This window comes from Actinoplanes sp. NPDC048796 (assembly GCF_040650035.1).
Classification (GTDB): Bacteria; Actinomycetota; Actinomycetes; order Mycobacteriales; family Micromonosporaceae; genus Actinoplanes.
The window spans coordinates 60,669-78,647 of record NZ_JBEZGO010000008.1; the positions used below are offsets into that span (position 1 = coordinate 60,669).

Annotated in this window: 14 protein-coding genes; 5 read left to right on the forward strand and 9 right to left on the reverse strand. The window is 72.4% G+C overall.

What is annotated here, in order from left to right:
• Nucleotides 1–43: 43 nt before the first annotated feature.
• Genes AB0C26_RS29585 through AB0C26_RS29600 form a run of 4 tightly spaced genes read left to right on the forward strand, consistent with a single transcriptional unit; the run spans nucleotide 44 to nucleotide 6,217 of the window.
• The gene (locus AB0C26_RS29585; RefSeq protein WP_360254774.1) at nucleotides 44–799 is read left to right on the forward strand and encodes an ABC transporter ATP-binding protein; all 756 of its coding nucleotides are present in this window, start codon (nucleotides 44–46) and stop codon (nucleotides 797–799) included.
• Nucleotides 796–3,291, forward strand: a complete 2,496-nt coding sequence (locus AB0C26_RS29590) for an ABC transporter permease (protein ID WP_360254138.1) — start codon at nucleotides 796–798, stop codon at nucleotides 3,289–3,291. The genes AB0C26_RS29585 and AB0C26_RS29590 overlap by 4 nt, the downstream gene beginning before the upstream one ends.
• A 10-nt stretch (nucleotides 3,292–3,301) precedes the next feature.
• The gene (locus tag AB0C26_RS29595; RefSeq protein ID WP_360254140.1) at nucleotides 3,302–3,934 is read left to right on the forward strand and encodes a GNAT family protein; all 633 of its coding nucleotides are present in this window, start codon (nucleotides 3,302–3,304) and stop codon (nucleotides 3,932–3,934) included.
• Nucleotides 3,935–3,985: 51 nt separating this feature from the next.
• Entirely contained in the window at nucleotides 3,986–6,217 is a 2,232-nt protein-coding gene (locus AB0C26_RS29600) for an N-acetylmuramoyl-L-alanine amidase (protein WP_360254142.1), read from the forward strand.
• Between the two features lie 58 nt (nucleotides 6,218–6,275).
• On the opposite strand, the gene AB0C26_RS29605 is transcribed toward AB0C26_RS29600, so the two are convergent.
• Nucleotides 6,276–7,493, reverse strand: coding sequence for a tetratricopeptide repeat protein (locus AB0C26_RS29605; RefSeq protein WP_360254144.1), 1,218 nt, complete (start codon nucleotides 7,491–7,493; stop codon nucleotides 6,276–6,278).
• Nucleotides 7,494–7,599: 106 nt separating this feature from the next.
• The gene (locus AB0C26_RS29610) at nucleotides 7,600–8,466 is read right to left on the reverse strand and encodes an aldo/keto reductase family oxidoreductase (protein WP_360254146.1); all 867 of its coding nucleotides are present in this window, start codon (nucleotides 8,464–8,466) and stop codon (nucleotides 7,600–7,602) included.
• 74 nt (nucleotides 8,467–8,540) lie between these two features.
• Here AB0C26_RS29610 and AB0C26_RS29615 point away from each other — a divergent pair, with 74 nt between their 5' ends.
• A complete protein-coding gene (locus AB0C26_RS29615; protein WP_360254148.1) occupies nucleotides 8,541–9,005 on the forward strand; it encodes a helix-turn-helix domain-containing protein in 465 nt (154 codons plus the stop codon).
• Here AB0C26_RS29615 and AB0C26_RS29620 read toward each other — a convergent pair.
• The 7 genes from AB0C26_RS29620 to AB0C26_RS29650 are packed head-to-tail and all read right to left on the reverse strand — an operon-like array spanning nucleotide 8,932 to nucleotide 17,943.
• On the reverse strand, nucleotides 8,932–10,929 hold the full coding sequence (locus tag AB0C26_RS29620) for a response regulator (RefSeq protein ID WP_360254150.1): 1,998 nt from the start codon (nucleotides 10,927–10,929) through the stop codon (nucleotides 8,932–8,934). The genes AB0C26_RS29615 and AB0C26_RS29620 overlap by 74 nt on opposite strands.
• Entirely contained in the window at nucleotides 10,926–11,999 is a 1,074-nt protein-coding gene (gene cheB, locus AB0C26_RS29625) for a chemotaxis-specific protein-glutamate methyltransferase CheB (RefSeq protein ID WP_360254152.1), read from the reverse strand. The genes AB0C26_RS29620 and cheB overlap by 4 nt, the downstream gene beginning before the upstream one ends.
• Nucleotides 11,996–14,086 (reverse strand): response regulator, encoded by a 2,091-nt coding sequence (locus AB0C26_RS29630; protein WP_360254154.1) that lies wholly within the window; start codon nucleotides 14,084–14,086, stop codon nucleotides 11,996–11,998. The genes cheB and AB0C26_RS29630 overlap by 4 nt, the downstream gene beginning before the upstream one ends.
• The gene (locus tag AB0C26_RS29635; protein ID WP_360254156.1) at nucleotides 14,086–15,558 is read right to left on the reverse strand and encodes a methyl-accepting chemotaxis protein; all 1,473 of its coding nucleotides are present in this window, start codon (nucleotides 15,556–15,558) and stop codon (nucleotides 14,086–14,088) included. Before AB0C26_RS29635 ends, AB0C26_RS29630 begins: the two co-directional genes overlap by 1 nt.
• A complete protein-coding gene (locus AB0C26_RS29640; protein ID WP_360254158.1) occupies nucleotides 15,555–16,091 on the reverse strand; it encodes a chemotaxis protein CheW in 537 nt (178 codons plus the stop codon). Before AB0C26_RS29640 ends, AB0C26_RS29635 begins: the two co-directional genes overlap by 4 nt.
• Complete coding sequence (locus tag AB0C26_RS29645) at nucleotides 16,088–17,452, reverse strand: CheR family methyltransferase (RefSeq protein WP_360254160.1); 1,365 nt, start codon at nucleotides 17,450–17,452, stop codon at nucleotides 16,088–16,090. The genes AB0C26_RS29640 and AB0C26_RS29645 overlap by 4 nt, the downstream gene beginning before the upstream one ends.
• A complete protein-coding gene (locus AB0C26_RS29650; protein WP_360254162.1) occupies nucleotides 17,449–17,943 on the reverse strand; it encodes a chemotaxis protein CheW in 495 nt (164 codons plus the stop codon). The genes AB0C26_RS29645 and AB0C26_RS29650 overlap by 4 nt, the downstream gene beginning before the upstream one ends.
• Nucleotides 17,944–17,979 lie beyond the last annotated feature (36 nt).

Sequence of the window (17,979 nt, forward strand, 5' to 3'; positions counted from 1 at the left end):
CATGGGCGTCGTACTCAACGACACGACGCCCAGTGGAGATTCCATGCAGACGCCCGTACTCCCCGACACGATGGCGGCCGTCGCCGCGGTCGACCTGACCAAGGTCTACGGCCACGGCGACACCGCCGTACGGGCCCTGGACGGCGTGACCGTCGGGTTCGCCCGCGCCCAGTTCACCGCGATCATGGGACCGTCCGGCTCCGGCAAGTCGACCCTCATGCACTGCCTGGCCGGTCTGGACACCGCCACCAGCGGGCAGGCCCTGCTCGGCGGCACCGACCTGACCAAGCAGTCCGACAAGGTGCTGACGAAGGTGCGCCGGGAGCGGATCGGTTTCGTCTTCCAGGCGTTCAACCTGCTGCCGCAGCTCACCGCCGCGCAGAACATCACGCTGCCGCTGGAGCTGGCCGGCCGTAAGCCCGACCGGCATCTCTACACGCACCTCACCGAGACGCTCGGCATCACGGGCCGCCTCGACCACCGGCCCGGCGAGCTCTCCGGCGGCCAGCAGCAGCGGGTCGCCCTGGCCCGCGCGCTGGTCTCGCGCCCCGAGGTGGTCTTCGCCGACGAGCCGACCGGCAACCTCGACTCCCGGTCCGGCGCCGAGGTGCTGCTCTTCCTGCGCAATTCCGTACGGGAACTCGGGCAGACCATCGTCATGGTCACCCACGATCCGGGCGCGGCCGCCTACGCCGACCGGGTCGTGCTGCTGGCCGACGGCCGGGTCGCCGGCGAGATCGACCGCCCGGACACCGCCAGCGTCACCGACGCGCTCCAGGGACTGGCGGCCGCCCGATGAGCGTGCTGCGTACCCAGATGCGCGGCGTGGCCCGCCGCCCCACCCGGCTGCTGCTGACCGGCCTGGCCGTGCTGGTCGTCTCGTTCGTCGTCTACGCGTCGGTCCTGGCCCAGCAGATCACCGAGCGCAGCGTGCTCAACGGTCTGAGCGGCACGCCGGAGGCGGTCGACCTGGTCGTCCGGAACGGCGACATCAGCACGAAGACGGCGGCCGCGATCGGCCAGGTCCCCGGGGTCGCCGAGGCGGTCGCCCGGATCGACGCCGGCGGCATGGTCGGCACCGACGACTACCTGCAACTCCAGTCGGACCCCGGCAGCGGGCCGCTGGCGCTGGCCACTGTCACCCAGGGCCGCTATCCGCAGAAGGCGGGCGAGATCGCCGTCACCCCGCGCACGGCCGAGCGGATGAGCCTCGCGCTGGGGCAGACGGTCAGCGTCCAGCTGCGCTACTCCGAGGACGGCAAACCCCTGCCGCCGACCAGGGTCACGGTGGTCGGCCTGGTCAAGGCCCGCGACGATTACGGTTTCCAGGCGTACGCCCCGACGAGCGCCGTCATCGCAATGACCGGCGTCGGGCAGGCCAGCCGGGTCGAACTCCGGTATGCCCCGGGCGCCGAGGGCGTCCAGGATCGCGTCACCGCGATCGCCAAGGGCGCCGAGGTGGCCACCGGCGCCGACGTGCGCCTCGAGGAGGCCGAGGCGAAGGCGTCCGGCGTCAACGCGGTCTTCGCGGTGATCGCCATGTTCGTCGCGATCGCCGTGGTCGCGGCCGGACTGGTCGCCACCTCCACGTTCCGCATCATGTTCGCCCAGCGGATGCGCCAGCTCGCCCTGCTGCGGGCGGTCGGCGCCGGCCGCGGCTCGATCACCCGGTCGCTGGCCGCCGAGGGCGCCCTGACCGGACTGGTCACCGGCCTGGCCGGCGTGCTGATCGCGCTCGGCCTGGGCCACCTGCTGCCGGTCGTGACCGGCTGGTTCGGCTTCAAGATCTCCTCGCCCGGCTTCCCGGTGCCGGCCGCGCTCGGCACGGTCGCGCTGGCCGTCCTGATCACCGTCCTGGCCGTGCTGGCGCCGGCCGCCTCGGCCGCCCGGGTGTCACCGCTGGAGGCCCTGCGCAGCTCCGGCACGACCGGTTCCCGCCGCGACATCGGCGCCCTGCGCTGGGTGACCGGCCTGGTGCTGGCGGCCGGGGCGGGGCTCGCGGCCGCGTACGTCATCAACGGTCTGCCCGGCCGTGACCCGAAGGACTACGACCCGACGCCGATGCTGTTCGCCGTCGTCGGATCGGGCGCGCTGGCCTTCTTCGCGCTGGTCGCCCTCGGCCCGGTGCTCGTGCGGCCGGTGCTGGCCCTGCTGGGCGCGCCGATCCGGCGCTCGGGGCCGGTCGGCCGGCTGGCCGCCGGTGGGGTGGGCGCGGCGCCGCGCCGGGCCGCCGCCGTCTCGGTCGTGGTCGCGCTCGGCGTCACCCTGATCGCCGGGGCGCTGGTGGGCGGCGCGTCGATCCGGGTGCTGGCCGAGCGGGAGGCCGCCGCCTCGGCGCCGGCCGACTACGAGGTGACCGGCGAGGACCTGGCGTCGATGCCGGTGGCGCTGGTCGACAAGCTGCGCGATCGCCGCGAGCTCACCCACGTCACCCCGTACCGGCGGATCACCACGAAGATCGGCAACGTCGAGGGGCTGACCGCGGTCGACCTGACCATGGGCTCGCTGCCCGAGCTGGACAAGCTCGACGTGACGGCCGGGTCGGTGAAGGACCTCAAGCCGGGCTCGGCGGTCATCTCGGGCTTCACCGCCGAGACGACCGGGCTGGGCGTGGGCGACAAGATCACGCTGGTGGCCGGCAAGCGGAGCGGGACGTTCACGATCGCCGCGCGACTGCCCGACTCCGGGCCGCTGGGCTCGGCCGTCGTGCTCGACCCGGGCGACCTGACGAAGCTGGGCGCGCCCGCCACGTACTCCGGTGTCCTGGCCGACGCGGCCGAGAGCGGCGAGAAGGGCCGCACCGACGGCAAGCGCGCGATCGACGAGAGCGTGGCCGGCGCCGGTTTCCACACCGACGTGCTGGCCGACCAGCGCGACCAGATCGACGAGCAGCTCACCCTGCTGCTGGTGATCGCGCTCGGGCTGATCGGGCTCACCGTGGCCATCGCGGTGGTCGGCGTCGGCACCACGACGGCCCTGTCGGTCGTCGAACGGGTCCGCGAGTCCGGGGTGCTGCGCGCGGTCGGTCTGTCCCAGGGCGGCCTGCGGGCCATGCTGACGGCCGAGTCGGCGCTGTACGGCGTGATCGGCGCGGCCATCGGGCTGGTCCTGGGCGTCCCGTACGCGCTGCTGGCCGTCAAGGCGCTCGGCGTGAACGCGCCCCTGGCGGTTCCGGTGGGCCAGCTCGCGGTGGTCTTCGTGGTGCTGATCGCGCTGACCGCGCTGGCCGGGGTGCTGCCGGCGCGCAAGGCGGCGAAGGTCAGCCCGGTGGCGGCGCTCGGAACGGAGTAGACAGTCATGCATGGATGACTTCTGGCCGTTGTTCGGGCTCCGGCTGGTCCACCGCGACGTCGTGCTGCGGCCGATGCGCGAGGCGGACCTGCCGGAGCTCGCCGCCGTGCTCCCCGGCGACGCCGGGCACGACCCGCGCCTGGCCATGTGGCCCGCGCAGAGCTTCGCCGGCAACGAGCGGCGGCTGTTCTGCCAGGGCTACTGGAAGGCGTTAGGCACCTGGGACCCCGCCTCCTGGGTGCTGCACTTCGCCGTCGCGTACGGCGGTGAGCTGGTCGGGGTCCAGACCCTCGAAGGCGAGAACTTCCCGGCCCTGCGGACCGTGGACACCGCGTCGTGGCTGGTCCCGCAGGTCCGGGGGCGCGGCGTGGGGATCGCGATGCGTACCGCCGTCCTCGGCTTCGCCTTCGCCCGCCTCGGGGCCGTCGCGGCGATCAGCTCGGCGACGACGGTCAACGCGGCGTCGCTCGGGGTCTCGAGACATTTGGGGTACGCCGACAACGGCCTCAGCCGCATAGTGGACACCTCCGGCGAGGTCGCCGAATTGCGGCACTTCCGGCTCACCGCCGAACGCTGGCCCGGCGCCGAGGTCACGATCGAGGGCTTCGATCCCTGCCGGCCCTGGTTCGGGATGGAGGCCTGATCACCGGTCCGGTACTCTCACGCGGCCAATTCCAGATCGACGGGGGATCGCGTGGAACGCAAGGTGGCACTATCGATCGGGGCCGCGGTGGCGGTGCTCGCGGCCGGCGGCGGCATCGCCGCGCTGGCCTGGCCCGACTCGGCGGCCGCGCCGCTGGCCTTCCAGGAACCGGCGGCCACGACGGCCGCGGCAACCTCCGCCGCCGCGGCGCCGGCGGCGGCGTCCACGGCGTCGGCGGCGCCCGTGGTGGCGGCCGCGGCGCCCGAGTCGCAGGCGCCGGTGCTGCCCAACGCGCCGGTGCGCACCGTCGTCACCAAGGTGGGGCTGGGCGCGTCCGCCGCCGGCAAGGTCGATCTGCCGCAGCGGGCCACCACGAAGTTCAGCATGGTCAGCGTGAGCTGGGACGACCCGAAGGCCGCGCCCAAGGGCACCGTGCAGGTGCGCACCCGCAGCGCCGCCACCGGGGCCTGGACCGACTGGCAGTCGCTCGAGGTCGCCGAGGCCGCCGCCGACCGGCCGGCCGAGGCGGCGCGCGTGCGCGGGCGCACGGAGCCGCTGTGGGCCGGGCCGTCCGACGGGGTGGCCGCCCGCGTCGAGGGCGCCACGGCGACCGGCCTGCCGGCCGGGCTGCGGCTCAACCTGATCGACCCGGACGCCCCGCCGACCGGCGGCGCCGGCGGCGGCATGCTGGCCGAACCCTCCACCCCGGCGTCGGCCGCCGCGGCCGCCCCCGAAGCCACGTCGGCCCCCGTCGTGGCCAAGGCGGCCATGCCGGCAATGGTGACCCGCGCCCAGTGGGGCGCTCTCGAGGACACGGTCAAGGCTCCGGCCGACGTGGCCACCGAGGGCGTCAAGGTGGTGTGGGTACACCACACTGCCTTCGGTAACGACGAGAGCTGCGCCAACACGCCGAAGATCCTCCGCAGCATGATGGCGCGGGACCTCGAGGACAAGTTCGACGACATCGGCTACAACTTCATCGTCGACAAGTGCGGCACCCTCTACGAGGGTCGCAAGGGCAGCGCCACCAAGGCCGTCATCGGCGCCCACACGGTCGGGTTCAACACAGCCTCGGTCGGCATCGCCCTGATCGGTGACTACACCAAACTCCAGCCATCCGCCGCCGCGTTGAAGACCATCTCGCAGCTGGCGGCGGCACGGCTCACCGCCTACGGCTTCGACCCTGCGACGACGGGAGAGATGGTCGAGGGCGTGGACGGCCGTATCTGGCCGAAGGGCACGAAGGTCACGTTCCCGCGAGTTTCCGGCCACAAGGACGGCCAGCGGGTGCCTACTAGCGAGGCCAGCTCCGGCTATAACACCGCATGCCCCGGAGACGCGATGTACCCGCTGCTCGGCGCCATCCGGGCCAAGGCGGCGCTGCCGGGCCTGGCGCTGAGGAACGTGGCCGGGACGGTGTCGGCCGGTGTCACCTACGTGCGTACCACCGCGACCGTGAACTGGACCCTGACCGGTGGCAACGTCAACCGCTTCAACATCCTCCGCAACGGCGTCGTGGTCGCCACCGTGGCCGGCACCGCGCGCACGGCGACCGTGGCCGTCCCGGCCGGCTCGCACACCATCGCGGTCCGGGCCGTGCACGCCACCGGCGTCGCCGACACCACCCCCGCCGTGCGGATCGTCGCCGACGCCACGCCGCCCACCTTCCCCGGCGCCCCGTCGGTGATGCTGCGCACCGGCACGTACTCGGCCACCTCGGTCCCGGTATCGGTGGTCTGGCGCTCGGCCGACAACGTGCGGGTGGTCGCCCAGACCGGCAAGACGACCTCGCCCGGCTCGGCGACACTGGCCCCGGCCGCCACCGCGTGGAACACGTCGGTACGCCCGAACGCCGCCCTGACGTACACGATCACCGCCCGCGACCTGGCCGGCAACAGCCGGGCCGCCGCCGCCACGCGCAAGGTCACCCAGGTCCCCGAGACCTCGGCCAAGCGCACCGGCACCTGGGCGGCCCGGTCCGGCTCGGCCTACCTGGGCGGCAAGGCCCTGGCCGCGAGCGCCAAGAACGCCAAGCTGTCGTGGACGTTCAACGGCCGCTCGGCCGCCCTGACCTTCACCCGCACCAAGGCGACCGGCGTCGTGTACGTCTACGTCGACGGGACGAAGGTGGCCACGCTCGACACCAAGGCCGCCACCACCGCGTACCGCCAGACCTTGTTCGTCCGCAACATGCCGGCCAAGGCACACACCTTCACCATCGTGGTCGCCGGCACCGCCGGCCGCCCCCAGGTCATCGCCGACGGCCTCACGTACGCCAACTGAAAGCCGCACCCGTGCAGTCGCCGGCCGGCGACTGCACGGGCCTGTCCTGCTCCACGGCCTACTGCTGGATTCGAACGAGAAATTCCCGCATGTCGGCCAGCGCTGGGTGTTCCGTTTGTTCCGCCAAGGATATCGCCCGGCATAGAGTCTTGACGGCGTCGTCCCGTCGTTCCATGTGGGTGAACAAGGCGGCCAAGTTGAATTCCAGCACAGCCTCGAGGCTTCGGTCACCTATGACGCGCACAATTTTGAGCGCCTCATCGATCGCTTGCTTGGCGCCCGCGAGATCACCTCGGCCGAAGCGGATTTGGCCGATGTCGCTGAGCGTAGTCGCTTCAATGGTTCGAGCCTCGAACTCTCGGGCGATCGCCAGAGCCTGCTCGTAATACGTCATGGCGCCCTGCTGGTCACCGAGCTGGTTCTGCGCGAGGCCAACACCGTGAAGTGCGGCTGCTTCTCCCGGGCGGTCACCGACGTCTCGGTAAATGAGCAAGGCCTCGTGGTAGTGAGCCAGAGCTTGCTGCCAATCTCCAAGATTGTCGTACGCGGCGCCAATGTTGTGAAGGGTCGCTGCCTCGCCTGCACGGTCGCCGACCTGTCGGCGTATAGGCAAGGACTGATGTAGGTAACCCAAGGACTTCTGCTGGTCTCCCAGGCCACCGTATGCGGCACCGATATTGCTGAGAATGGTTGCTTCTCTTGCGCGGTCGCCTTCTTTCTGGGTAATGGAATAGGCCTGCTCGTAGTAAGCTAGGGCCTGTCTCAGGTCTCCAAGGTCCTTGTGTGCGAGACCGATATTCTGAAGGACCGTGGCTTCGCCTGCGAGGTCGCCTATCTCTCGGGTGATGCGAAGCGACTGCTCGTAGTACATCAAGGCGCGTCGGTGATCACCGATGCGGTTGTAGGTTAGTCCTATGCCGGAGAGGGCAGACGCCTCGCCGGCGTGGTTGCCCGCCTCGCGGTGCGAATCCCACGCCTGTTGGAACTTAGCCAAGGCTTCGCGGCTCTGCCCTGTCGAGGCAAGGGACCTGCCTAGGTGATAGAACGCATCTGCGTCCTTGCCAAGTGAAAGAGTGGCGTTGGCGAGAGCCGCTACCTCAGCGAATCGTGATCGGCGCAGCAACGCTTCGGCCAACCGGCCACCGGCGTCCCTCGCGATTGTCGACTCCCGGCCTGCCACGGCCAGACGATGGATCTCTCGGCATTGCGCGATCGTTAGGGCGGCCTTACCGGTGATCGAGGGCTTCAGCTGCTCAGGTCGTCCGCCATGGGTCAACCGGCCACATCCTCGTCTCGGCCCCGCCGTCCTCGATATGGTCCGGCCCTCCGCGGCGGAGTTTAGCCGCGGCACGTGGCTCCGGCCAGGCACCGCGGCCTCCACGTCACAGGGCGATTTTCTCCAGCTCGGCGGCGTCGTCCTCGGTCAGGGTGAGGGCGGCCCCGGCCACGTTCTCCCGTAGGTGGGCGACGGAGGACGTGCCCGGGATGAGCAGGATGTTGGGGGAGCGCCGCAGCAACCAGGCCAGGGCCACGGACATCGGTGTCGTCTCCAGCCGGGTCGCCACGGCGGTCAGTGCGCCCGACTGCAGCGGGCTGAAGCCGCCGAGCGGGAAGAACGGCACGTAGGCGATGCCGTCGGCGGCCAGCTCGTCGATCAGGGCGTCGTCGTGTCGGTGGGCCAGGTTGTACATGTTCTGCACGCACACGATGGGGGCGATCGACCGCGCCTCGGCGACCTGGTCGGCGGTCGCGTTGCTCACGCCGAGGTGCCGGATCAGGCCCTGCCGCTGGAGGCCGGCCAGGGTCGCGAACGCCTCGGCCACCGAACCCGGCTGCGGGCCTTCGGCGGTGCCGAGACGCAGGTTCACCACGTCGAGGGTCTCCAGGCCCAGGTTCCGCAGGTTCTCGTGGATCTGGCGGCGCAGGCTGTCGGGGTCGCGGGCCGGCGGCCAGCCGCCCTGGGCGTCCCGGGTGGCGCCGACCTTGGTCACGACGTGCAGGTCCGCGGGGTACGGGTGCAGGGCCTCGCGGATCAGCCGGTTCGTGAGGTGTGGGCCGTACGCGTCGCTGGTGTCGATGTGGGTGATGCCGAGTTCGGCCGCCTCGCGCAGGACGGCCAGGGCGCCCTCGCGGTCCGCCGGCGGCCCCATCACCCACGGGCCGGCGAGTTGCATGGCGCCGTAGCCGAAGCGGGTGACGGTCAGGTCCCCGAGCGTCCAGGTGCCGCCGGGAAGGGAAGTGTTTGACATGCGCTCTACTCTGAGCTGGTAACTCTCCATTGGGAAGTGGGCACCTCAGGGTGCGTTAGGCACGGGCGGGTGGCATGGCGACGACGACGGCGGCGCGGCGGCGGGCCGAAGCGAAGGCGGAGTACAACGCGTTCCTGGCCTTGTGCCCGAGCCAGAAACTGCTCGAGCGGATCTCCGGCAAGTGGGTCACGCTGATCCTGAGCGCGCTGGGCAGCGGGCCGGACTGCGGCGGCGAGCCGCGGGCGATGCGCTACTCGGAGCTGTCCCGGCTGCTGGCCGGCGTCAGCCAGAAGATGCTCACCCAGACGCTGCGCTCGCTCGAGCGCGACGGCCTGGTCAGCCGCACCGTGACGCCGACGGTCCCGGTCACCGTCTCGTACGAGCTGACTCCGCTCGGCCTTTCCCTGCACGAGACGATGCGCGCACTCAAACGCTGGGCCGAGACGCACATGGACGAGGTGTCGGCTAACCGTGACGCCGCGCCTGGCCCCGGCGCTCCGGTCCCGGCGGATCGGCCGGAGGCGCCGGCGGCAGGGTGAACCAGAAGGTGGCGCCGCGCCCGTCCTCGCCCTCGGCCCAGATCTCGCCGCCGTGGCGCTCCACCGCGCGGTGCACGGTGGTCAGGCCGATGCCGGTGCCGGGGAACTCCTCGGCCTTGTGCAGCCGGGCGAACGGGCGGAACAGCTCGCCCGCCTTGCCGGCCGGGAAACCGGCCCCGTTGTCGCGGACGAAGAAGCCTCTCGGCGTGCGGCCCACCTCGATCGCCGGGCGCTCGACCTTGCGGGTGAACTTGACCGCGTTGTTGATCAGGTTCTCCAGGATGACCCGGACCAGGCCCTCGTCGGCGTCGGCGGTCATCGCGTCGTGCACGGTGAAGCCGATCTCGCGGCCCGGTTCGCGGGCCTCCACCTCTCCTATGACCGACCAGGTGGTGGCGGTCATGTCGAACCTCTCCCGGCGCAGGTCGCCGCGGCTGGCCCGGGCCAGGATCAGCAGCGACTCGACCAGGTCGGCCATCCGCAGCGCGGCCGCCTGAATGCGGCCCAGCCGGCGGCGGGCCTCCTCGCTGAGCGGGTCGTCCTCGTCGTCGAGCATGTGCTCGGCGAAGCTGCTGATCACCTGCAGCGGGCCGCGCAGGTCGTGCGAGACCGAGCCGGAGAACGCCTCCAGCTCGCGGTTGCGCCACTCCAGCTCCTCGACCAGGGCGGCCCGGGTCTCGGCGAGCTGCCGGGCCGAACGCTCCTCGGCCGCGTCGAGTTCGCGCCGCATCAGCTCCTCGCGGATGCGGCGGCTCTCGTCGTGCGACTGCTTGCGGCGGATCTGCGTACGGACGTGGGCACGCAACGCCTCGGCCCCGGACTCCGTCCGTACGTAGTCGTCGGCCCCGGCGGCCAGGCACTCGAGCATGTCCTCGTCGGTGGCGCCGGTCATCACCACCGGCGTCTCGCCGATCACCGGCACCTCCTTGATGCGCCGGCACGCGTCGCGGCCCAGGTCACCGGAGAGGCCCATGCCGAGCACGATGCAGTCGACCGGCTGCTCGGCCAGCAGGTCGAGGGCGTCGTCGATGCCGGCGACCGGCACCACGTCGTAGCCGTCGGCCCGCAGCGCGTGGGCCAGATCGGACAACCGATCCTTGTCCGGGGTCAGCGCCAGGACCTTGCTCGGGCCGTGCAGGCTGCCGGTGACCTCGATCGGCAGCTGCTCGGCGCTCTGCCGCAGCACCGCGTTCAGCTTGGCCGGCACGATCGCCAGGTTCTGCTGCTTGCGGACGAACGCGTCCGCTCCGGCGTCGAGCATCTGCAGCTCGGTGGCGTAGTCGTCGGCTGCGGTCATCAGGATGCACGGGATGTCGCGCAGCGCCGGGTCGAGGCGGACCCGGCGGATCACCGTGGCGCCGTCGATGCCGGGCATCACACCGTCGACGATGATCGCCTGCGGGCGCCGGTCGGCCGCCGTGCGCAGGCCGTCCTCGCCGCTGGGCGCGGTCAGCACCGCGTACCCCTCACCCTCCAGCAGCTCCCGCAGCTGCTCGCGGAAGGTCATGCTGTCGTCGATGACCAGGATCGTGGTGCGGTCGTCGGCCCGCACGGGCCCGTCGCCGAGCAGCTGCCGGGTGCGGGCCACGACGTAACCGGCGTCGTACGGCTTGCCGACGTACTCGTCGGCGCCGGTGCGCAGCCCGGCCAGCCGGTCGGCCACCTCGTCCTCGCTGGACAGCAGCACGGTCACCACGCCCGTCCGGCTCGGCATGCCCCGCAGCTCGGTCAGCAGTTCCAGTCCGTCGGCGTCGGGCAGCATCACGTCGAGCACGGCCACGTCGAACTCGGCCGCCACGAACGCCGCCCGCGCCTCGGCCCCGGACGCGCACAGGATGGTGGCGAACCCGTCCGCGTTGAAGGCGTCGTGCAGGTCCATCCGCACGGTGAGGCTGTCGTCGACGATCAGCACCTGCCGGGTCATCGCCGGCTCCCGGAGGGTTGCAGGTCGACCAGCCGGGCCGCTATCCGGGCCGGCGGCATGATGTACGCGGCCGCGCCGAGCAGGGCGGCCTCGCGCGGCATGCCGTAGACCACGCAGCTGGCCTCGTCCTGGGCGAAGGTGGCGGCGCCGCGCGAGCGCATCCGCAGCAGGCCGTCGGCGCCGTCGCGGCCCATCCCGGTCAGCAGGCAGCCGGCCGCCGCCGAGCCGAACTCGGCCGCCACCGACTCGAACAGCACGTCGACCGACGGGCGGCACGAGTGCCGGGGCGGCGCGTCGCTGAGCCGCAGCACGCCGTCGCGCACGTACAGGTGGCGGTCGGGCGGGGCCAGCACCACCCGGCCGGTGGCCGCGCCGATCGGCGTGCCGTCGCGCGCGTAGGCCACGTCGCGCCCGGTCTGCCCGGCCAGCCAGTCGGAGAAGGCCACCGCGAACGGCTCGCTGGCCGCGATGTGCTGCACGCACAGCACCGGCGGCTGGAACCCGATGGGCAGCGCCCGCAGCAGTTCGGTGAGGGCGCCCGGCCCGCCGGTGGAGGCGCCCAGCGCCACCGCCCGGAAGGTCTCGGTGACCGGCCCGACGGTGGCCGGGGCCGGCGCGGCCGCGCGTGGCGGGCTGGCGTTGGGCCGCCCGTCCAGCCGGGCCCGGGGATGCGTGATCACCCGGATCCGCGAGACCAGCCGCACCGACTGGCAGAGTCGGCGGCCCCAGTCGGCGTCGCTGCCGTCGCCGCGCGGCTTCTCCATCACGTCGACCGCGCCCGCCGCGAGCGCGTTGTAGGTGCTGAACATCTCCTGCCGGTCGGCCGACGAGACGACCAGGATCGGCGTCGGATGCTCGGCCATGATGTGCTCGGTGGCGACCAGGCCGCTCATCGTGGGCAGCATCATGTCCATGGTCACCACGTCCGGGCGCAGCCGGGCCACCATCGCGACGGCGTCGGGGCCGTCGGTCGCCTCGCCCACGACCTGGAGCTCCGGGTCGGCGGCGAGCGATTCGCGCAGGTGGTTGCGCATGGTCGCGGAATCCTCGACGAGCAGGACACGGATCATCGAAGGATCAGCCTCCGGATGTGCGAGAGGAGCTCTTCCTGGTTGAACTCGCCCTTGACCACGTACGCGGACGCGCCCGCCTCGGCGCCGCGGCGGCGGTCCTCGGCGGTGGCCCGGGAACTGACCAGAATGGCCGGCACCCGGGCCAGGGTGGGGTCGGCCCGGGTCTCGGCCACGAAGGTGAAGCCGTCGATGCCGGGCATGTCGATGTCAGACAGGATCAGCCCGTACTCGCGGGAGCGGGCCTTCTCCAGGCCCTCCTCGCCGGAGGCGGCCAGGTCGACCTCGTATCCGGCCGACTCGAGGATGCTGCGCTCGAGCATGCGGGTGGTCAGCGAGTCGTCGACCACGAGGATGGGCAACTGGCGGCCGGTGGTGTCGGTGGCCGGGCCGCCGGCCGTGGGCCCGACCTGGCGGGCCTGGGCGACCAGGCCGTGCGGGTCCAGCACCAGACGGGGATTGCCGTCGAGGTCGATCGAGACGCTGCCGATCACCGGGGCGGCCGGGGCCAGGTCGGGCAGCGGGCGGGCGACCAGCGTGGTGGTGCCGGCGAGCCGGTCGACGCCGATCGCGGCCGTCTCGCCGTCGGCGCTCAGCACTATCGCCACCCCGGTCCCGGTCAGCTCGGACTCCTGATGCAGGGCGCGGCACAGCGGCAGGAACGGCACCACCCGGCCCTCGTGGGCGAGCCGGCCGGTGTCGATGGCGACCGAGGTCTGCTCGGCCGAGAGGCGCACGCAGCGGCGGACCGCGTCCAGCGGCATGGTGACGGTGTGCTCGCCCGCCTCGACCAGCAGGCCGTTCATGCTCAGCAGGGTGAGCGGCACGACGAGCAGCACGGTGGCGCCGAGCCCCGGCCGGTTGTCGATCGAGACGCTGCCGCCGAGCTGGTCGGCCACGTCGCGCACCACGTCCATGCCGATGCCGCGGCCGGCGACGTCGGTCACCGCCGGCGACGTGCTGATGCCGCCGTGCAGCACCAGGTCGATCAGGGTGCGCGGATCGGAATCGGCGCCGGGGGAGAGCAGGCCGCGGTCCACGGCGGTGCGGCGCAGCGCGTCCAGGTCGAAGCCGCGCCCGTCGTCGGTGCAGCGGAACTCGGCCCAGCGGCCGCGCCGTTCGACGTGCACGGTGACCGAGCCCTCGGCCGGCTTGCCGGCGGCCAGGCGCAGCGGCTCCGGCTCGACGCCGTGCACGACGGCGTTGCGCACCACGTGCAGGAAGGCGCCGCTGACCTGGTTGAGCAGCTGCGGGCCCATCCGCACGTCGGCGCCGGTGGCGTGGAAGTGGACCCGTTTGCCGTCGGCGTCGGCGGCGTCGCGCACGGCCCGGCGCAGGGCGGTGAAGATGGTGCCGGCGGGGACCAGGCGCAGGCCCTCGGCCCGGCCGCGCACCTCGTCGAGTTCCCGTTCGACCTGGTCGACGGCGTCGACCAGGCGGCGGCCGAGGGCGCCCAGGTCGGCCGCGAGGCGCTGCACGCTGCCCCGGGTGACGGCGTCGTCGCCGCCGATCCGGCCGGTGCGCAGGCGGTCGCCGAGGGTCTCCACCCGGCGGTGGAGGGTGGCCAGGGTGCGGCTGCCGTCCCGCAGCGGGGCGATCCGCGAGTTGGCCTCACCGATGGCGTCCAGCAGCTCGTCGAGGTCGGCGGTGACGGCCCGCTCGGGCGCGGGGGCGGTCTCGGCGGGTTCCGGAGGGGGAGCCGCCGGATCGGGCGGTGGCGGCGTCTCCTGTGCTGGGGCCGCTTCCACCCCGCGTACCTCGGAACCCGGATTTTGACCTTGAAGGGACGCGACCCGGCTCGCGATCTCGTCGTTGAGGCGCAGGAGCTCGCGCATCTCGTCGGCCGGCAGGGGAGAGGCGTCGTCGCGGTGCGGGACCAGCACCTCCTCGAACGCGTGGGCCTGCTCCGCGATCTCCGGCTGCTTGACCACCCGGGCCGCGCCCTTGAGGGTGTGCGCGTAGCGCAGCAGCCGGGCCACCACCTCGGTGCCGGGCTGCTGGTCCAGATCGAGGACGCCCGCGCTGATCTGGTCGACCAGCTCGGCGGCCTCGATCCGGAAATAGCGCAGCGGATCGCGGTCGGCCATCAGTGACGCCCGGTGCCGACCAGGTCGAGCAGCTCGCTGGAGAGCGTGGTCAGGTGGGCCGCGGTCTGCTTCGTCTGCACCGCGCTGGCCTCGGTCTCCCGGGTGACCCGGGCGGTGTCCGAGGCGGCCACGTTCACCTGCTCGACCGCGGTGGTCTGCTGCTTGGTCGACAACTCGATCTCGCGGGTGGCGTCGCTGGTGGTCGAGACCAGCCCGACGATGCGGCGGAACGAGCTGGTGGCGTCGTCGAACTGCCGGGATCCCGAGTCCACGGCCTTGGCGCCGATCTCGGTGGCCATCACCGTCGTGTTGACCGCGCCCCGGACGTCCTCGATCAGGGCGCGGATCTCCTTGGCGCTGGCCGCGGTCCGGTCGGCCAGCTTGCGGATCTCCTCGGCCACCACCGCGAACCGGCGGCCCCACTCGCCGGCGCCGCTGGCCTCGATGGTCGCGTTGATGGCCAGGATGTTCGTCTGCTCGGCGAGCTCGGACACGAGGTCGACCACGCCGCCGATCTGCTGCGACTTCTCGCCCAGGGCCAGCATGTGCTGCACGATCTGGTCGACCTGGGTGCGGATGGCGGCGATCGACGCGCGGGTCTGGTCGATCGTGGCGTCGCCCGTGCGCGCCGCCTCCGCCGTCTCCTCGGCGACCTTGGAGACGCGCTGGGCGCTCTCCGCGATCTGCCGCGAGGTGATCAGCAGCTCGCTGATCGTCGTGGTGATCTCGCTCATCGCGCTGGCCTGGTCGCGGCCGCCCGCGGCCTGCTGCGCGGCGGCCGCCTCGAGCTGGGCCGACGAGCTCTGGATGTGCCCGACGGCCGCGCCGACCTCCCGTTTCAGATCGCGGCTGAGTTTCCAGGCGACCCCGGCCGCGCCGCCGATGAGCAACACGCCGATCACGATGATGAAGATCATCGCCCACATGGCGTGCGTCGACGAGGCGTCGCTCTTGGCGTTCACCGTCCGCTGCACCTGCGCGATCAGGTCGGCGATGGCCTTCTGCACGGTGACCCGGGCCGCCTTGACCGCCTCGTTGCCGCTGAACTGGGCCACGCTTCTCAGGTTGGTGATCTTCGCCCGCTGGGTGATCAGCCCCGACACGAGTCCGGCGTGGATCGCCTCGGAATCGGCGACCTTCTGGAGCATGGTCTTCGAGGTCGGGTTGTCGATCGTCTCGCGCAGCGACTCGAGCTGGGCCAGGAACTTGGAGCGGTCGGTGTTCGTCCCGCTGAGGTATTCGTCGGTGCCGGTCAGCAGGTAGCCGCGGTAGTCGGCGATCCGGGACTCCATGAGCGCGCTCAGCGCCTCGGCCCCGACCAGGTTCACCCGCGCCGAGTCGATCACGGCGTCCTTGGTGTGCAGCACGTAGCGCAGCGCCACCAGCGAGGTGACGGTCATCAGCAGGGTCAGGAACAGCGTCAGGCCGAAACCGGCCGCCAGCTTGGTGCCGAAGGTGCGTCCCGCCATCATCGTGCGGCCTCCTGGTCGGTGACTTGGTGTCCGGTCAGCGCGTGCACGGTGGCGCGCGTCGCGGGAACGTCGATGATCGGGCGGACGCCGCCGGGCAGCCCGACCATGCCGCGGACGCTCCCGACGGCCCCGCTGCCGCCGGCCTCCCGCACGATGTCGGCGTTGGCGACCCGTATGTGCCCGTCGAGGTCGTGGAAGGCCAGGCCCAGCGCCGGGTCGCCGCCGGCCAGCACGAGCCAGCGCGGCCGCTCGCCGACCGGATGGCCGAGCAGCGCGGCCAGGTCGTAGACGGGCACCACCTGCCCGGCGAAACCGGCCAGGCCGAGCAGGGCCGGCTGCGGGCCCGGCAGCGGCGTGACCGGGCGGTCCGGGTGCAGACCCGAGGTCTGCGAGAGGCGGATGGCGTACGGGCGCCCACCGGCCCGGATCGCCAGCAGCTCGACCTGCTCGTCGTCGTGGCTGCGGACCGGGTCGGCGAACGAGCGGTCGAAGTCCTTCCGCAGCTCCTCGAGGCGGCTCACGACGGTGTTCATCGCCGGACCCCGCACGCGTCGAGCTCCGAGCGGCACTGCACGGTCAGCGCGAGGCGGCCGAAGCCACCGCCGAACAGGGTGATCCGCTCCTCGGTCTCCCGGGCCAGCAGGTCGAGGGCGCGTTCCAGCTCGCCGGCGGCGGCCCGGTCGTCGCCGCCGCGCCGGGCCAGCTGGCCCAGGCGCATCCGGGGCAGGGCGAAGCCGGGATCGAGGTAGGCGGCGAGACGGTACTGGCCGATCGCCTCGGCCACGGCCGACCCGCCCTCCAGGCACAGCCCGAGCAGCTGGTGGGCGTCCGGGTCGAGGCCGTTCTCCTCGATCAGCCGGCGGGCCAGGGCGATCGCCTCCCCGAGGCGGCCGGACTGGGCCAGCAGGACGCCGTGCAGCAGGGTGCCGCGCTCGCCGTCGATCAGGTCGAGGGCTTCGGCGAAGCGCTCCTCACGGAGCAGGAGCAGAGCTTGGTTGTACGTGGTCTCCTTCGGCTCCGCCTTCTCGGCCGGCGCCGCGGCTTCCGGAACGGATGGCGCGACAGCGGCGGGGGACTTGTCGGTCTTGCGGTAGTAGAAGACGTGGTGGCTCTGCCGCAGTTCGAGGCCGTCGGCCCGGCTGCCGAGCGAGTCGGTGTGGCCGAGGAACAGGAACCCGCCCGGGGCCAGCGCCGCGGTCATCCGCTCGACCAGCGCCGACACCACGTCCGGGGTCAGGTACATGAGCAGGTTGCGGCAGAAGATCACGTCGTACCGGCCGTCACGCCACAGCTGCGGGTCGTCCTCGGCCACGTTGTGCCGCTTGAACCGCACCAGCCGTCTGGCCTCGTCGGCGACCCGGTACCCGTCCTCCTCCGGACGGAACCACTTGCGGCGTACGTCGTCCGGCGTCTCCCGCAGCGACCAGTCCGAATAGCGGGCGGCCTCGGCCCGGCTCAGCACCGCCGGATTGGCGTCGACACCGGTCACGTCGATGATCCAGTCGCTGTCCGGCCGCACCGTCAGGCCGGTGATGGCCAGCGAGTACGCCTCCTCGCCGGAGGAGCAGGCCACCGAGAGCATCCGCAGTACGCGCTGACCCCGCCGGGCCGCCACCCGTTCCGGCAGCGCCTCGTCGCGCAGGGCCTGGAACTGCTCGCCGTGCCGGAAGAAGTAGGTCTCGGTGATGCTGAGCCGCTCGACCAGGACGGCCATCTCCTCGGGCCAGGACCGGGCGGACAGACGGTCGAGGTACGCGCGGACGCCCATCCCGCTGGCGCCGGCCCGCTCCCGCAGCGTCCCGGTGAGCTGCCTCAGATCGTTGTCGGCGAAGGTCCAGCCGAGCCGGCGGGCCAGCAGCTCCCGGAAACGGATCAGATCGTTCGCGCCGATCATGGCGCCACGCCCGCGGCGGCGGCGGCTTCCCAGACGTCGTCCGGCACGGCCCGCATGCTCTGCAGGAGCAGCAGCGGCTCGGTGCCGAGGGTGCCGACCCCGGCCACGAGGCGGCTGTTGCCCCCGCCGAGCAGGGCCGGGTGCCCGCCGGAGGGCTCGGCCTCGACGTTGCGCACACCCAGCACGGCGCCGGTGCCGAAGGCGACGGCGCCCCGGTCGGTGCGCACGGCGATGTACCGCTCGGGTTCGGCCGACCCGCCACCCAGCAGCCGCGACACGTCGATCACGGGGGTGGGCACGCCCCGCAGCACGCTGATCCCGCGCACGAAGGCGGGCGTCCCGGCCAGCGGCCGGGTCTCGAGCGGCCGCATGGTCTCGATGACCTCGTCCAGCCGCAGCGCGCAGAGCAGAGGCCCGGCCCGGAAGACGAGGGCCGACACTCCGGCGCCCTCGTTCCCGGGGAGCACCGGCGCTAGTCCGTACTGCCGCATTCCGTCAGATTAGTAGTGATTCATCCGTCATTTACG

Excerpts from the sequence above, each read along its gene's own strand:
- AB0C26_RS29585 (WP_360254774.1), top strand. The coding sequence starts at position 44 with ATGCAGACGCCCGTACTCCCCGACACGATGGCGGCCGTCGCCGCGGTC.
- AB0C26_RS29590 (WP_360254138.1), top strand. The coding sequence starts at position 796 with ATGAGCGTGCTGCGTACCCAGATGCGCGGCGTGGCCCGCCGCCCCACC.
- AB0C26_RS29650 (WP_360254162.1), bottom strand. The coding sequence starts at position 17,943 with ATGCGGCAGTACGGACTAGCGCCGGTGCTCCCCGGGAACGAGGGCGCC.
- AB0C26_RS29615 (WP_360254148.1), top strand. The coding sequence starts at position 8,541 with ATGGCGACGACGACGGCGGCGCGGCGGCGGGCCGAAGCGAAGGCGGAG.
- AB0C26_RS29620 (WP_360254150.1), bottom strand. The coding sequence starts at position 10,929 with ATGACCCGGCAGGTGCTGATCGTCGACGACAGCCTCACCGTGCGGATG.
- AB0C26_RS29635 (WP_360254156.1), bottom strand. The coding sequence starts at position 15,558 with ATGATGGCGGGACGCACCTTCGGCACCAAGCTGGCGGCCGGTTTCGGC.
- AB0C26_RS29640 (WP_360254158.1), bottom strand. The coding sequence starts at position 16,091 with ATGAACACCGTCGTGAGCCGCCTCGAGGAGCTGCGGAAGGACTTCGAC.
- cheB (WP_360254152.1), bottom strand. The coding sequence starts at position 11,999 with ATGATCCGTGTCCTGCTCGTCGAGGATTCCGCGACCATGCGCAACCAC.
- AB0C26_RS29645 (WP_360254160.1), bottom strand. The coding sequence starts at position 17,452 with ATGATCGGCGCGAACGATCTGATCCGTTTCCGGGAGCTGCTGGCCCGC.
- AB0C26_RS29610 (WP_360254146.1), bottom strand. The coding sequence starts at position 8,466 with ATGTCAAACACTTCCCTTCCCGGCGGCACCTGGACGCTCGGGGACCTG.
- AB0C26_RS29630 (WP_360254154.1), bottom strand. The coding sequence starts at position 14,086 with ATGGCCGACCGCGATCCGCTGCGCTATTTCCGGATCGAGGCCGCCGAG.
- AB0C26_RS29595 (WP_360254140.1), top strand. The coding sequence starts at position 3,302 with ATGGATGACTTCTGGCCGTTGTTCGGGCTCCGGCTGGTCCACCGCGAC.